The sequence below is a fragment of the Flavitalea plasmicola genome, from assembly GCF_030546645.1.
In the GTDB taxonomy this organism is placed as follows: domain Bacteria; phylum Bacteroidota; class Bacteroidia; order Chitinophagales; family Chitinophagaceae; genus Puia.
On record NZ_JAUOTO010000006.1, the window covers coordinates 1 to 15,049 of the forward strand.

Consider the following 15,049-nt stretch of genomic DNA (forward strand, 5'->3'; position numbering starts at 1 on the left):
GTGCCGTCCGTTACGCCCAGGAGCCGGTTGCTGATGCCGCTGAAGTTGTAGGAGTAGGAGAGGGAGTCGATGGTGGAAGTGATGACTTATTGGAGTAATAAAGGTGCTGATAAGTTTTTTTTCAGGGCGTGCCCCTTCGGGTCAGGCTTTCCGTTGCAAGTCCTCGCCCCTTGGGCTGCGGGCTTTTCACTGCAATCCCTCACGCTGGTAGCAGTTAAGTGTTAATCGGTCTTCTGCATCTTGTGCATCTTTCCTTCTTTTTTCGCCGGGCAGCCCTAACCGCTCCGCCGCTGTAGAACTTCGTCAGAACGTCGTCCCTCGAGGGCTACGCCCGTATCCTTCGTTGGTTCCAACACTGTTGGACCCTTCCTCGGATACCTCGTTCGTAACCTTCGCTTCGCTCGGTTATAGCCAACAATCAATATTGGAACTTCATTCAGCGGGTTTTCTATTTGGCAGTTGTAGCTGAATGCCCTTCCCCAAAATAGGCTCCAGATTGCAAGAAGTTAAAAGGATGCGATGCCTTGGCGCATTCGCGTCGGCGATTACCGCGTTATCTACGAGATTCATGACGGCCGCCTTGTCGTCACTGTCATTACCATCGGACATCGCAGAGAGACGTCTATGAGTAAAGGCTCCACAATGAAAAAACATAGCGGTTAAGCTCTACCTAACCCTTTAAGATCTCGCAGGCAAACTCCTTTCCAATATTTGCCCTGTTTGGGGGTCCACTATTAAATATATACCGCACCAGTTATTGAGATAAAGTTGATTATCATAAAATTTAATGCCTACAAAAGGGCAGTAATCTTCCGACCCATATTTTAATTTAGCAATCTGCCACCTGATTTTCTTTTCTGTAAGGCTAATGCCAAACACATTTTCATTATGGAACACCCCATCAGGTCTAAGCATGAGAAGTATCAGCATATCTGATATTTCAAGAACATCTTTAATCACGTCATCAAACACAATTTCTCTGTCCCCAATATTTAGCCGATTATCTTGCACATTATATTTGTCATTACTTTTAACCATTGTATAAAATTGTAGTTATGGTATAAATTCAGATGCTGGTCGACGCTCGATTTCAGCTGCTCGTATTCCTGCACGTTGGTGATGGAGTATTCGTAGCTTCCCCGGTAACGGTTGCCGCTGCCCTTAATGTAGCCGTAGCGTTCCAGCTCCACCAGGTAGCGCTTCAGGTTGCAGGGGTTGATCCGCAGCTGACCCCGGATCTCCCGCGCGGTAAAAGCTGACCTTGCCCTATTCCGGCAAGATCACTTTGAGTAATTCTAAAAACCCACGGGTGGCCTTGGTCAGTTCGTCGCTCTTGCTGAACTGGGCATCTTTCAAGGGGCTAAACACCGCTTCGATATCTTCCACCGTGGTCTCGATGTACGGCTGGTGGTGGTATGTACCAGGATGATCGCATTGTAGATGCTCTCGGTCGCCTGGTGAAGATAAAAAGCAGCATTTTTACAACTACCCCGCTGGTATGCGTTCTGTGCATCAATGTAGAACTCCTTTGCCGCGCCATACCACGGCTCGAAGTATTGCTGCTCAATAGCTTTTGCCTCCGCAGTGCTTAACGGATTGCGTTCCGTCAGCGGCGTGTTGCCGGCATCATAGAGCAGGATGCCTTCCTTCTCAATATCGGTAAAAAAGTACTGGCCTTCGGTCAGCATCTTGTTCACAAAATCAATGTCGTGGGTGATCACCGTGACCGGCGTCTTGTACAAGCAGCGGTTCTCGATCAGGTCTTGCACCTCATAGTCCTTGCGGGTCTCGCCGGATTTAGTAATGACCAGGATGTCATAGTCACTGATATACTCATAAGTTATGCCGCCCTCCGTATACCGGTGCTCCACCCACCGGCCCGTCGCATGGCTGCCGGACAGGATCACTTTCTCAGGATTCACCGCCTTCACCATGATCCCGGCGATCTCTCTCAGCTGCTTTTGCTTTTGCTCCGGTAAATGCTCCTGGGAAGTGTTCATCGACTAACAGTTTACAATACCGTAAAGCCAGGGAAGTATATGCGCCTTAAAAAGAGAAAGCCCTTTCGGCCTTTCTTTACTAAACCTTTTTAACCCACATAAGATACCCCTCTCCATCGTAGGCGCCAATAAAAAACACAAACACATTCCGCACAAACTCGTCTAGCAATTCAGTAGTTATTTCTTTTGAAGAAGAAAAAGCCGATTGCAAATTGATATCCAATGAACTCAACGCACAGGTGAAAACATAGCTATCGCTGACAAGAATAGCTTGCTTTATTTTTTCAAGGTCAGTATTATTTCTATTAAAAAAATAAAATACCTGCTTATCGCCAAGACACACAAACTCAATACCGTTATTTTTTAACTCCTCGTCTTTAGGCCATAAAACCGGATCTTCAAAAAGACAACAATGTTTCGTTTCGGTTGTGATGAGTCGCTCAATTTCTACAGAAATAGGCGTCAACGCGTCATTTCTAATCGCCGAAAATCGGGCAGTACGGTTTCTTAGCTCCTCATCTGAAGAATATATTCCCCCATTTTCGAATCTATACAATTTGTCAAGTTCTATTTCTGAAGGAACGAAGGCATAAACAGTTCCCTTCTCTATTGGTAAGTTTTTCAACCCATCAGAAAGTGATCTGCCTCTTAAAAGTTGCTTACGTATGTAAGCATTTGAACCGTCTCCAGTTACATCAATCTTTTCTATCATATAATTTAAATTATCTTGGGGGCACCCATTCATTTGATCCATCAGGATATAACCTCCACTTTCCTGGAACTTTCCGTTTTTGATAATCCCAATGAGGGCCTATTGGATCAGGATGCTCAAGATTTGGATAAAGGCTACCATTGTCAGGGTGATACCAACTACCATCAGCTGAACCTGGAGTTGATCCTTCCTTACCTCTCCATTGCCAACCTTCGCCAGGTGGAACTGTAGGATTATTTCCCGGATAAGGAGGAATGGTGATACTTGGAACCTGCTCACTATGCAGTGCATCCCACAGTAAATTTGCTGTTGCTGCTATAGCAGCGACCGTAATAACCACGCCAGCAGCACCGTCGGCAACGGGATTAAATCCCGCGCCTCCTCCTAAGGCAATTACACCCGCAGTAGCCAATCCCGCTTTCATAATACCGCCAGGGGATGGCCCGCCGTCTATATGTGAAGGAGCATTTGCAGCAGGGGAAGGAGCGGCACCTGCTGGTTCTACGTTCGCAAGATCTGGCGTCGTTGTACTAGGCTTCAGTTCTCCCTCTCCCAAACGCGTTGCTGTTCCGTCAGAATTTAATTTATACGTAGTTGAAGACTGGCCGTCTTCAGTATGACCATTGGTTTGGTACCCTGAGGTGCCTATATCTTTAACATCCGTATTATTTTTATCCTGCCCGGCAGCCCAAGCTTCTGCCCCCGCCTGATCATGGACGCTCGCTACCCAATCTGTGTGAGCATCTCCATGTGCATCATGATAATGCACCCAATCCTCAGGAGCCATCCCGTCAGGATCGATGAATCGAATCGGATTATCAAATGCATAATTATAAGGTGAGAACCGTCGCATTTGATCCGCTTGAGGATCGATCGTCCACCAACGCATTAGCTGAGGGTCAAAGTTCCTAGCTCCAAAATCGTACTCCTCTAACCCTGATCCATCGCTGAACTCTTTGTTCTGTAGCTCCATCCCGTTGAACCTATACCTATTTTCAGCGTAATTCGATTTCAATACTTTGTCTGATATCCCTGCCATGGCTAGGCCACCTGGATAATATTGCGTCTCTTCCAGCAAAGGCCCCGTATAATGCGTTACACTTAGATTATCAAAGAACACTGAGACACTCTTTGTCTCATTCAGCAGGTAAATATACAAATATCCATTCTTTTTGATCCTGATTGTATCCGTCGCCAGGGACATTAAATTATCAGCCGCTCCTACGCCCAACGCCCCGCTGGCGGACTGGTCATAATTGAACTGGTTATCCAGGGCTATGTAGTTCAAATAGGCCTTCGGATACGCAGGGGGTGTAGGGTTCTTGTCATTCCGAAAGGCGTTGACACCACCCAATAATGGACTGGTCGAGCTATTACTCAGCGTACCATAATCTCCCTTGGCGCCTCCTACCATAGAGATAATACCATTAGCCAGTGAGCTCAGTACATCTGTCGTGGCATCCGTCGTCCCCGTAGAGGTCTGTCCGGACTTCCAGAAAGAATTGACGCCTACCCGGTACAGGTCGCCCGCCATCACTTTCAAGATGATCGCCGGTCCTTCATGCGGCGTATTGCCATTGATCCGGCAGACGGAGTCATTGGGGTTGGTGACGGCGGTGCCGAAGGGGTTAGGCCCGGAACTGCCATTGACATAATAGCTCCACACATTGGTCAGCGGGATATTGTAGAATAGCTTGTTTTCTGTAGCCCTGTACGCCGCCTCCATGGTGGCCATATATTGTGCCGTGTCGCGCTGCTGCGTCAGCACTTCTCTTGTATTGCCCAGGTGGTCCTTCTCAAAGAAGTCATATTCCCATTTGTAGCCTGTAGAGCCATTGATATACCGGTGAAAAGCCCATCTTGCCCGGCCTTCTTCATGACCGACAAATTGCAAGGTGTCAATGCCAGCATTGGGTGTGATGATCGTGTCGCCCTGCTGGTACACAAAGCCGTTCATATACAGCGTGGTCGTAGCGTGTTTGGACAGGCTGTCCATCGTCACTTTGGCGAGCTTATTGCCGCCCGCATCATAGGTATAGATGATGTCGCCTTTACTCTTGATATGTACCTTTTGTGGTAGGTTCAGGTGATTATAGGTAATAGGGCTGATCCCTTTGTTGAAGTCCGTGATCATGTTGCCATTCTGATCGTACGTGTAATCCACTGACCCTTTTCCGCTGGGATTGTAATGAAAATCCCCCAAGGTAGAGTTTTGGTTGTTGGTGCCGTCCGTTACGCCCAGGAGCCGGTTGCTGATGCCGCTGAAGTTGTAGGAGTAGGAGAGGGAGTCGATGGTGGAGGAAGTGGTGACTCATGGGGTAATAGTTATGTAGATTCTTTTCATGACGTGCCCCTTCGGGTCAGGCTGTTCGCTTGTAGTCCTCGGCCTAAGGCCTGCGGGCTACCGCTGCCATCCTTCACGCTGGTAGCAGTTAAGTGTTAAACGGTCTTCTGCATCCTGTGCTTCTTTCCTTCTTTTTTCGCCGGGCAGCCCTAACCGCTACGCCGCTGTATTTTGGTCACCACTCAATATTAGAACTTTATTCAGCGTGATTTCTATTTGGGAGTTGTAGCCGAATCTCCTCGCCCAAAATAAGGCGTCTCCGCGGCAGGGCTGACCCTGGCAGATACACTGTGCAGGTGCAGTATTTATTGCGGGAGAGATTACAATCGATGTAAGGAAATTTCTTGGGCTGCATTCCTTTTCTCCGACCGATAGCACGATGTGCTGCTTAATGCTCCGCCGCACTATTTTCCCGCCCCGCTCCCTGATGGTGCTCCTCTCAACTGCGGTAAAATAAGGCTGCGGAAACCTGGTTAGGTCCCCCAGGTTAATTGCGGCCGATACAGCAACGACCTGCAGGCCATATAAGCTGGAAGGTCTTTCGGTCCCCGCGATGCGCCTTTCCTTTTTTTCAATTGTGACGGGGTTCTCTCGCTGCTAATTTTCTCGCCGTGCTGTCCGATAAAATTAGAGATCGACAATGCCTTTGTGTATATAATGATCCTAGTCCATGATCCAAACAATGTCAAATTACCACTTCGATACATCCTGCTTCTTCTGGGTAAAATATTCTGGCCAAATTGTAAATTTATCATAAAAGGCCCCTTTGAATAATGCCTTTTCTATCCCAATGCATTTCAGTACACTGCCTTGCAAACGACAATTACTAAAATCTGCATTAGTTATATTAACACCTTGCAATGACGCATTCCGCAAATCCGCATTTGTAAAAGTGCATCCGCTTGCTGCACTTCCGTCTAAAATGCAATTCTTAAGTATTGCGTCCATAAAGTACGCTGTGATGATATTAGCTTTGGACAAGTTGCTATTGGCTAGATTAGACTTTACCTATACCGCTCCTCTAAGATTGCAGCTAATAAGACTAGAATTGCTCATATCCATCCCTTCTAATATAACCCTATGAAGGTTGAGTCCATCTAAGCTTACAGCCGCTAATGATGTAAATGGAACTTCTAAAAAATCATTCGTTGCAAATGGTATTTTCATATATTATCGGTTTCCCCAATCAATTTTATCAAGTTTAATTTCTTGAAATGGCTTTTTAAGAGGAGCCAAACTTGGCGCCATTACTCCAGGAGTCGTTGCTGGTTCTGTTCCAAATACGCCTCCCGCAATATAAACACGATTACCATCCACTATAACATAGCTGTCAACTTTGATGTGCGGCGCCACGCGTCCTTTGGCAAGCTGCGCTAAATATTCTTGCACCACCGGCAACGAAACAGAAGGCTGTGTTATTTGCATTATCGAACCTTCAAGTGCTTTTGCAACCGAAGCCTCCGTCACTTCTAGCACTTGTACAGTTGTTATAGGAATCTGATCCAGTGCCGTCGTTCCTTCTGCTGCTGCTGTGGTTGCCATAGTTTGGGGAGAAGGTGACACAGGAACTCCCGTCAAATAAGAAACTGCCAGAGGAATACCTATTTCCGGCTGAGCAAATCCAATGATCCCGATAGCAAAAACCGGTGCCACTTTCGCATTTATTCCTCCGGAAATATGATCCGTTTTTTCTGCTACCTTAACCTTTTCTGAAGTAACTGGAACAGGATCCCAGGCCTTCCGGCTGCAAGAAGCTAAAAGGACGTGATGCCTGGCGCATTCGCATCGGCGATTACCGCGGCGTTATCTACGAGATCCATGACGGTCGCCTTGTCGTCACGATCATTACCGTTGGACCTAGAAGAGAAGTCTACGAGTGAAGGAGCAATATTACTTTAGATCGTCCCAATTGATTTTTGCTACCCATATTTTTTCCTCGTCTGAAAATAGAACCACCCCAGAAGTCGCCAACCCTTCGTCATCGTCTAACAAGATTTCAAGGCCTGACTTCAATTTAATGTTCAGTCTTTCGAGGTCTCTAAAAGTTCCGTCTGAAGTTAACCTAACTCTACCTTTACTGTCGGCATTATTAAAATCCGCATATATTTTGATATGTGGTTTCATTATTATAGCTTATTCGGGTTAAATATTATTGGAGTAAATAATTCACTAGTCTTTTCTGGTGAAAGGCCAGTTAAAGTAGCGTGATTAGGACTTTTCCCTGACGTCTTGATGACATCTCCACCTGCAGCTCGTACTTCACCTACAGTTGTGGTCCCAATTTTATTATGGGGAAGGGGTGCTGCTAGTTCTTTAACTGAACACGTTCCACACTCAACTGAAATTCCTGTAACTCCTTCTGGATGCGTACCTGTTCCTTTCGCAATCGACTCGGGCGTATTTAAGCCACCTCGAACGACATTTGCGTTATCCGGCAACTTCTCAATTACCTTTTCTCCCGCCTTTTCAGCTGCTTTCTCTCCTGTTTTTGCAATTGCCCTTTCGCTAGCTTTTGCAACGGCACCTACAACTTTTCCCAGAGGTATTAAAGTTATTGCCGCTTCAGCCCCTGATGCAACTCTAGATTTATTCGCAGAAAAGTTACTTTCAACACTCTTACCAGTAACCGTTTCTACAAATGGAGTTACTGGGTTTACATATGTATTTATTATCCGAGCATCCGTGACTGCAGCGTTATAAAGACCAGTTGCCACATATTTCACTCCATTCCAAAATGCCTTGCAACAAGCTTCTCCTTCATCCCCTAAAGGATCATTATATCGAAGGGGATCATTATTCATAGCCCCATATGGTGTTACTCCCTCATATCCTTGATCGATTTTGGAATCTATCTGCCACCATCTACCCAACTGAGGATCCAATTCCCTTAACTGCGTCTCATACATTTCCAACCCACTTCCATCCGAAAACTCCTTATTCTGCAACTCCGATCCTTTATTATACCGATATTTATTCTCCGCATAATTCGCCTTTAACGCCTTATCCGATATCCCTCCCATCGTCAGCCCAAATGGATAATATTGCGTCTCTTCCAGCAATGGCCCTGTGTAGTGCGTTACACTTAGATTATCAAAGAACACCGAGACGTTCTTCGTCTCATTCAGCAGGTAAATATAAAATATCCGTTCTTCTTTATTCTTATTGTGTCCGTCGCCAGGGACATTAGGTTATCTGCCGCTCCTACGCCCAACGCTCCGCTGGCGGATTGGTCATAATTGAACTGGTTATCCAGGGCTATATAGTTCAAATAGGCCTTCGGATACACAGGCGGCGTAGGGTTCTTATCATTCCGGAAGGCATTGACGCCACCCAGGAGGGGACTGGTAGAAGTATTGCTCAGCGTACCGTAATCACCCTTGGCACCTCCTACCATAGAGATAATACCATTGGCCAGTGAGCTCAGTGCATCTGTCGTGGCATCCGTCGTGCCTGTGGATGTCTGTCCGGACTTCCAGAAAGAATTGACGCCTACCCGGTACAAATCACCCGCCATTACTTTCAGGATGATCGCCGGTCCTTCATGCGGCGTATTGCCATTGATCCGGCAGACAGAGTCATTCGGGTTGGTCACGGCCGTTCCGAAGGGATTGGGGCCGGAGCTGCCATTGACATAATAGCTCCATACATTGGACTGCGGTACATTGTAGAATAGCTTGTTTTCCGTAGCCCTGTACGCCGCCTCCATCGTGGCCATATATTGTGCCGTGTCGCGCTGCTGCGTCAGCACTTCTCTTGTATTGCCCAGGTGGTCCTTCTCAAAGAAGTCATATTCCCATTTGTAGCCGGTCGTGCCATTGACGTACCGATGGAAAGCCCACCTTATTCTTCCTTCTTCGTGACCTACGAATTGCAACGTGTCAATGCCAGCGGCAGGGGTGATAATCGTATCTCCCTGCTGGTACACGAAGCCATTCATATACAGCGTGGTCGTAGCGTGTTTGGACAGGCTGTCCATCGTCACTTTGGCGAGCTTATTGCCTCCCGCATCGTAGGTATAGATGATGTCGCCTTTACTCTTGATATGTACCTTTTGTGGTAGGTTCAGGTGATTATAGGTGATGGGGCTGATTCCCTTGTTAAAGTCCGTGATCATGTTGCCGTTCTGATCGTACGTATAATCCACGGACCCTTTGCCATTGGGATTGTAATGAAAATCCCCCAGGGTAGAGTTTTGGTTGTTGGTGCCGTCCGTTACGCCCAGCAGCCTATTGCTGATCCCGCTGTAGTTATAGGAATAGGTTAGGGAATCGATGGTGGAGGAAGTGGTGACTGAGTGGAGTAATAGATGTGCTGGTGTATGTTTTTCAGGGCGTGCCCCTTCGGGTCAGGCCGTTCGCTTGTAGTCCTCGGCCTTTGGCCTGCGGGCTACCGCTGCCATCCTTCACGCTGGTAGCAGTTAAGTGTTAAACGGTCTTCTGCATCCTGTGCTTCTTTCCTTCTTTTTTCGCCGGGCAGCCCTAACCGCTACGCCGCTGTATTTTGGGTACCAATCAATATTGGAACTTCATTCAGCGGGTTTTCTATTTGGCGATTGTAGCTGAATCTCCTCGCCCAAAATAAGGCGTCTCCGCGGCAGGGCTGACCCTGGCAGGTACTGTGTGCAGGTGCGGTATTTATTGCGGGAGAGATTGCAATCGATGTAAGGAAATTTCTTGGGCTGCATTTCTTTTCTCCGACCGATGGCACGATGTGTTGCTTTATGCCCCGCTGCTGAATTTTACCGCGCTACTCCCTGGTTGTGCTTCTCCAAACAGTGGTAAAATAAGGCAGCGGAGACCTGGTTAAGTGAATGCAGGCTGTTTCCGGCGGATGCAGCAACGACCTATTAGTCATATAAGCCGGAATGTCTTTCGGAGCCTACGATGTGCCATTGCTTTTTTGGAAAGTATAAACCATGTGTCGTGGCAAAAAAACAAACCCCTCCTTTGCTGTGCGAGGGGATTTATTTTTTTTACCACAAATACAATTATGTATGTTATACTTACTCATCAAAAAGGAGCTGAATTACACATCACGGAGACCAGGTCTTACCCATGCTAACCGAATTATTGAGAATTTTCCTCACGAGTAGGATTCACATTTATCTGGTATCTTCGCACTAGAAAAAGAAATAAAAAATTATATCCTTTAAGAAGTATATGTCTTACTATATCATAGAGCCTGCATGCAATACCATTGAAACAGGTTCTCAATACCCGCAAGTACAAGAAATGGGGCCAGACTATGATTACAAAGCAGGTAATTCTGTATACGCCTTATCAAGATGTGTATACAACTTTCCTGATTTTGTGCCAAATTTGGACTATTTCGTTGTCAAAGGAAAGGCAAAATTAACCGATCTTTTAAGTGTTGCTCCAATCAATGGAGGGCTTTTGATCAGTAGTAGGTTTAAAGAATTGCTAGAAAATTTCAGCCTCGTATCACACCGATTTTATCCTTCAAAAGTTTCCTATAAACGAACTTTCTATGAATACTATTGGATGCATATTATTTCCAACTTAACGGACCTCGTTGATTACCCAGCATCTACCTTTTTTACGTATTTTAATTATACTCACAACTTAGGATATACTGCCGTTTCCTCTAAAGAAGATTATTTATTCCAGAAAAGTGAAATCAAAAAAAACAATCCGGGTAAATCAATCACTCTTTGGGCAGAGAAAATAAAATTAAGCGATCATTTCGATAAATCGCTCGATTTATTTGAAATAAGCAGCTTTGATAGTAATTTTTACATCAGTGAGCAATTGAAGGCTGCGATCATTTCAATAAACCTAACAGGATGTAATATAAAACCGGCTACCAATCTTTTAGTTTAAGTAACTCTAGGAGGAAAAAGTGGTTGATAAACTTTGACTTTTATTATTCTCGGCGCATTAGGGTCTATCCTATTAACGTTCGTTGCATCTGGAGCATTTGTTGTCTTAACATCCTTGAATAGATCATTTATCTTCTTTAAAGGGTTATTGTTTATTAAATCTTTCGTTTCTTTGACTGCGTTTCTAACAAAATCCAGTTGTTCTTGCGGACTTGCATCAGGGTTATCTTTTCTAAATTCGTTTAACTTTCTGGCCATTTCTTTGTTATAATCCGGATGATTCCCATGGCGTCCTTGCCCTGTCGACTTACTGAACCTTTCTACATCAACTTTATTCTCTTTACCCTCAAATTTGAAACCCTCGTCTCTAGCTACTTCTACGGTTGGATCTTTTTTTAATTGTCGAGGCATAACGTGATGCTCCTGAGTAGATTCTGCGGCTTCTTTTGCCAAATCAGCTCCTGTCCTAACTACATTTTCCAATACAGGTCCCCGTGTGATGACAGAATTATTTTCTGCTAATGCTAATAAAGGACCCCACCATTCCAAGCCTTCGAAATCGATTCCATTTATAGGCTTATTTTCTGCATACGCGTATGTGCTATTGTATACGTAATTAGCTGATAGTGGGTCGATTTGGAAAAACCGACCAATTTGCGGATCATGACTTCTGTATCTAAATTGATACCAATCCAAACCAAGATCGTCATCAAGTAATTGGCCGACAAACTTGTTTTTATTTTCAGCATATTGTGATTTCAATGCCTTATCCGATATCCCCGCCATCGCCAACCCAAACGGATAATAATTCGTCTCTTCCAGCAACGGTCCCGTATAATGCGTTACGCTTAGGTTATCAAAGAACACCGAGACATTCTTCGTCTCATTCAGCAGGTAAATATACAAATATCCGTTCTTTTTGATCCGGATAGTATCCGTGGCCAGCGACATCAGATTGTCTGCCGCTCCCACGCCCAGCGCCCCGCTGGCGGACTGGTCATAATTGAACTGGTTATCCAGGGCTATATAGTTCAAATAGGCTTTCGGATATACGGGAGGTGTGGGGTTCTTGTCATTCCGGAAAGCATTGACACCGCCCAGCAACGGACTGGTCGAACTATTGCTCAGCGTACCATAATCTCCCTTGGCGCCTCCTACCATGGAAATAATACCATTAGCCAGTGAGCTCAGTACATCTGTCGTAGCATCCGTCGTCCCCGTAGAGGTCTGTCCGGATTTCCAGAAAGAATTAACACCCACCCGGTAGAGGTCGCCCGCCATCACTTTTAGGATGATCGCCGGTCCTTCATGCGGCGTATTACCATTGATCCGGCAGACCGAGTCATTGGGGTTGGTGACGGCGGTGCCGAAGGGGTTAGGCCCGGAACTTCCATTGACATAATAGCTCCATACATTCGTCAGCGGTATATTGTAGAATAGCTTGTTTTCTGTAGCCCTGTACGCCGCCTCCATGGTGGCCATGTATTGCGCGGTGTCGCGTTGTTGCGTTAACACTTCCCTTGTATTGCCCAGGTGGTCCTTCTCGAAGAAGTCATATTCCCATTTGTAACCTGTAGATCCGTTGACATACCGATGGAAAGCCCACCTTGCTCTTCCCTCTTCATGACCGACAAATTGCAAGGTGTCAATGCCGGTATTGGGAGTGATGATCGTGTCGCCCTGCTGGTACACAAAGCCGTTCATATACAGTGTGGTCGTGGCGTGTTTGGACAGGCTGTCCATCGTCACTTTGGCGAGCTTATTGCCTCCCGCATCGTAGGTATAGATGATGTCGCCTTTGCTCTTGATGTGTACCTTTTGTGGTAAGTTCAAGTGATTGTAGGTAATGGGGCTGATCCCTTTGTTAAAGTCCGTGATCATGTTGCCGTTCTGATCGTACGTATAATCCACGGACCCTTTTCCATTGGGATTGTAGTGAAAATCTCCCAGGGTAGAGTTTTGGTTATTGGTGCCGTCCGTTACCCCTAGGAGCCGGTTGCTGATGCCGCTGAAGTTGTAGGAATATGAGAGGGAGTCGATGGTTGAGGAAGTGGTAACAGTCAGACCCCGCTGCTTCATGGCGAGGATGTTGCCATTGGCATCATAAGACAGGCCACTGACACTGAAGTCGACACCAGCGGATTTATTGAAAACGCTGCCGGTATACTGGTTGAAGTCGGCGCCTGCTAGCCGATTCAAATTGTCGTACGTAAAATCATACTTTCTATTAATACCGTCGCCTCCCCCCTTCCAGATCGTGCCACTGATATTTCCATTGAGTGCAGGATTTGCATAGGTGTTGCCGGTAACATCGGTGGCTTTGTCATACCCCAGTTCCATCCCGAAGTAATTCCGGGAGTAAGCGCTCGTGCTCGTGAGGTAATTCTTGTTGATGCTGGTCAGCCAGCCACGAATATTATAGGCACACGCGAGGCTGTCCACCTGGTTGCCGAGGTATTTGTTCTTTAATTGGCCCAGCTCGTCATATTGCACGCTGTCGATCAGTTGATCGCCTGTGCCGTCAATGTTCTTGAGTATGTTTTTCAATCGGCCGGCAGCATCATAGCTCATTTTTGTGGATACGGTATGGTACTGGGTAGACGTTCCTGCCTTTTTATGCCCCAACAATGTCCGCAAAGTTTTGCCGCTAAAATCATACTGCGTGGTAAGGGTATCGATCCCGTTCCGGTAATTGGTGCTCTGCGCCTGGATCACCCGTCCATGGTCGTCATAAAAGTTCACCGAATACAGGTATTGCGCTGGCGAGGAAGCCAGTACTTTTGTCATGCTTCCCGTAGTCATGCCGGTGGTAATTGCATAAGAGGTCATTGGCACCGCATAGGCCGGCGATGTGTTATAAGCGGTATAGAACAAGCTGGCATCCTGGGTACGGTTGGCAGCCATGGTGGCGCTTAAGCCGGAACCAGAACTACTGACCCATGCATAGTCATCGTAAAAGGTCTGTGTCAGCACTTCATAATTCGAGGCGGTATTGGGATAGCTAACGCTATTATATGCCAGGGTCTGGTGATAGGTCCGGTCATTGGCATCTGTTAAAAGACCGGTCCGCCAGGGGCGGTTAAGACTGTCATACTCCGTCACCATCCATTTCGCCGGACTTTGCGTCCGCAGGTTGCCATCCTGTGTCATGATCAGCCGGTCCCGGGCATCATACACCATCCATACCTCTCCTGCACCCGGGACATCCTTAATGATCATCCGATTGCGGCCGTCATATTCATACCGGAAGCAAAGCTCATTTACTGCCAGGGGACCATACGTACCGCCGAAAACCCAACTATTAGCCCCCAGCCACTCTACTGCCCTGGGCTGGATGACAAAACGAAGATTGTCCAGGTCGTCGTAAACGTAGTAAGTACAAAGCCAGCCGCTATGCCCTGCTGCAGGCGTGTTCCACAGCTGCACCTTTTTCAATACGACATGCCCTTCCTTGTCCTTGTATTCCCATACCTGGTGCCCTTGCTCGTCGGTTGTTCCATTTTTAAACAACAAACCAGCTCCATACATAGCAGTGGTCGTGGGCGTGCTGCCCGCAGCAGCGGCGATATTCCAGATACGAACACTATCCGTGGCCGTGTTCACCTGGTATTGGCTGGATACGCCCTTGTTATTGCCCACCCAGCTATTGCCGGGCGCATAGGTGGTGAGCACCCGGTTCAAGGGCGACGCTTCATAATCCGTCTTTCCGTAGTAATAAGTTTCACCGGGGTATTGTACGGCCCCGAAAGCCGCTTGCTGCTGGAAAGGGTCCATCTTTAAATTGCCATCGCTCACCTGGTCGTCTGACTGGTAGGCATTCGCCACGAAAGGCAGATATTTCAGCTGTTCCCTTCCAAATGCGTCATAGACAACGGGCGACACCAGGTCCTTGCCGGAAGGGCTCATTTGTTTGACCACAGTCTGCAAGGGCCTACCCAGACCATCGAAGTATTGGGTGGTCTGGTTAACGCCTGTCAGCGGCAGGGACACCAGCGCAGCGGGATCCTTTTCCGGCGCCTTTGCATCCCAAGCCCGCACATAATTTACCTTGATGGTGGTGGGATAAGGGGTCTGGGCCTGGCTATTACTAAAAATTGCAAGGGTCGCCGTCAGCGCGCATCCTCTTATCAATATTTTTCTGATCAGTTGCATGG

The 15,049-nt window shown here is 46.9% G+C and carries 14 protein-coding genes and 1 pseudogene; 3 read left to right on the plus strand and 12 right to left on the minus strand.

Translation table 11 applies throughout. The features are described from left to right. Positions 1-519: 519 nt before the first annotated feature. On the plus strand, positions 520-663 hold the full coding sequence (locus tag Q4E93_RS21780) for a type II toxin-antitoxin system RelE family toxin (protein ID WP_303588868.1): 144 nt from the start codon (positions 520-522) through the stop codon (positions 661-663). 15 nt (positions 664-678) lie between these two features. On the opposite strand, the gene Q4E93_RS21785 is transcribed toward Q4E93_RS21780, so the two are convergent. The 8 genes and pseudogenes from Q4E93_RS21785 to Q4E93_RS21810 all read right to left on the minus strand — a co-directional run bounded on the left by Q4E93_RS21785 (position 679) and on the right by Q4E93_RS21810 (position 6,709). Further along, positions 679-1,038 carry a DUF7957 family protein gene (locus tag Q4E93_RS21785; protein ID WP_303588870.1) on the minus strand — a complete coding sequence of 120 codons (360 nt, stop codon included), beginning with the start codon at positions 1,036-1,038 and terminating at the stop codon, positions 679-681. Positions 1,039-1,352: 314 nt separating this feature from the next. Beyond that, on the minus strand, positions 1,353-2,000 hold the full coding sequence (locus Q4E93_RS21790) for a nucleotidyltransferase domain-containing protein (RefSeq protein ID WP_303588871.1): 648 nt from the start codon (positions 1,998-2,000) through the stop codon (positions 1,353-1,355). 79 nt (positions 2,001-2,079) lie between these two features. Next, on the minus strand, positions 2,080-2,712 hold the full coding sequence (locus Q4E93_RS21795; RefSeq protein WP_303588872.1) for a hypothetical protein: 633 nt from the start codon (positions 2,710-2,712) through the stop codon (positions 2,080-2,082). 10 nt (positions 2,713-2,722) lie between these two features. Continuing rightward, on the minus strand, positions 2,723-4,915 hold the full coding sequence (locus Q4E93_RS21800; protein WP_303588873.1) for an RHS repeat-associated core domain-containing protein: 2,193 nt from the start codon (positions 4,913-4,915) through the stop codon (positions 2,723-2,725). Positions 4,916-5,746: 831 nt separating this feature from the next. Then, positions 5,747-6,004 carry a pentapeptide repeat-containing protein gene (locus Q4E93_RS34485; protein WP_489670901.1) on the minus strand — a complete coding sequence of 86 codons (258 nt, stop codon included), beginning with the start codon at positions 6,002-6,004 and terminating at the stop codon, positions 5,747-5,749. Next, positions 5,981-6,046 (minus strand): annotated as a pseudogene (locus Q4E93_RS34575) (hypothetical protein); the annotation flags it as partial. The pseudogene Q4E93_RS34575 and the gene Q4E93_RS34485, both read right to left, overlap by 24 nt. An 18-nt stretch (positions 6,047-6,064) precedes the next feature. After that, a complete protein-coding gene (locus tag Q4E93_RS21805; RefSeq protein ID WP_303588875.1) occupies positions 6,065-6,223 on the minus strand; it encodes a pentapeptide repeat-containing protein in 159 nt (52 codons plus the stop codon). A 3-nt stretch (positions 6,224-6,226) separates the two neighbouring features. Further along, positions 6,227-6,709 carry a hypothetical protein gene (locus tag Q4E93_RS21810; RefSeq protein ID WP_303588876.1) on the minus strand — a complete coding sequence of 161 codons (483 nt, stop codon included), beginning with the start codon at positions 6,707-6,709 and terminating at the stop codon, positions 6,227-6,229. 65 nt (positions 6,710-6,774) lie between these two features. Here Q4E93_RS21810 and Q4E93_RS34490 point away from each other — a divergent pair, with 65 nt between their 5' ends. Continuing rightward, positions 6,775-6,936 carry a type II toxin-antitoxin system RelE family toxin gene (locus Q4E93_RS34490; RefSeq protein ID WP_368501900.1) on the plus strand — a complete coding sequence of 54 codons (162 nt, stop codon included), beginning with the start codon at positions 6,775-6,777 and terminating at the stop codon, positions 6,934-6,936. Positions 6,937-6,946: 10 nt separating this feature from the next. On the opposite strand, the gene Q4E93_RS21815 is transcribed toward Q4E93_RS34490, so the two are convergent. The 3 genes from Q4E93_RS21815 to Q4E93_RS21825 form a co-directional block, all read right to left on the minus strand. Continuing rightward, entirely contained in the window at positions 6,947-7,180 is a 234-nt protein-coding gene (locus Q4E93_RS21815; RefSeq protein ID WP_303588877.1) for a hypothetical protein, read from the minus strand. A gap of 2 nt (positions 7,181-7,182) precedes the next feature. Next, entirely contained in the window at positions 7,183-8,115 is a 933-nt protein-coding gene (locus tag Q4E93_RS21820) for an RHS repeat domain-containing protein (RefSeq protein ID WP_303588879.1), read from the minus strand. Positions 8,116-8,177: 62 nt separating this feature from the next. After that, on the minus strand, positions 8,178-9,170 hold the full coding sequence (locus Q4E93_RS21825) for a hypothetical protein (protein ID WP_303588881.1): 993 nt from the start codon (positions 9,168-9,170) through the stop codon (positions 8,178-8,180). A 1,045-nt stretch (positions 9,171-10,215) separates the two neighbouring features. On the opposite strand from Q4E93_RS21825, the gene Q4E93_RS21830 reads away from it, so the two are divergent. Then, positions 10,216-10,896: an imm11 family protein gene (locus Q4E93_RS21830; protein WP_303588883.1), complete on the plus strand. Its 681-nt coding sequence runs from the start codon at positions 10,216-10,218 to the stop codon at positions 10,894-10,896. Here the strand turns inward: Q4E93_RS21830 and Q4E93_RS21835 are convergent. Next, a complete protein-coding gene (locus tag Q4E93_RS21835) occupies positions 10,893-15,047 on the minus strand; it encodes a DUF6443 domain-containing protein (RefSeq protein WP_303588885.1) in 4,155 nt (1,384 codons plus the stop codon). The genes Q4E93_RS21830 and Q4E93_RS21835 overlap by 4 nt on opposite strands. Positions 15,048-15,049 lie beyond the last annotated feature (2 nt).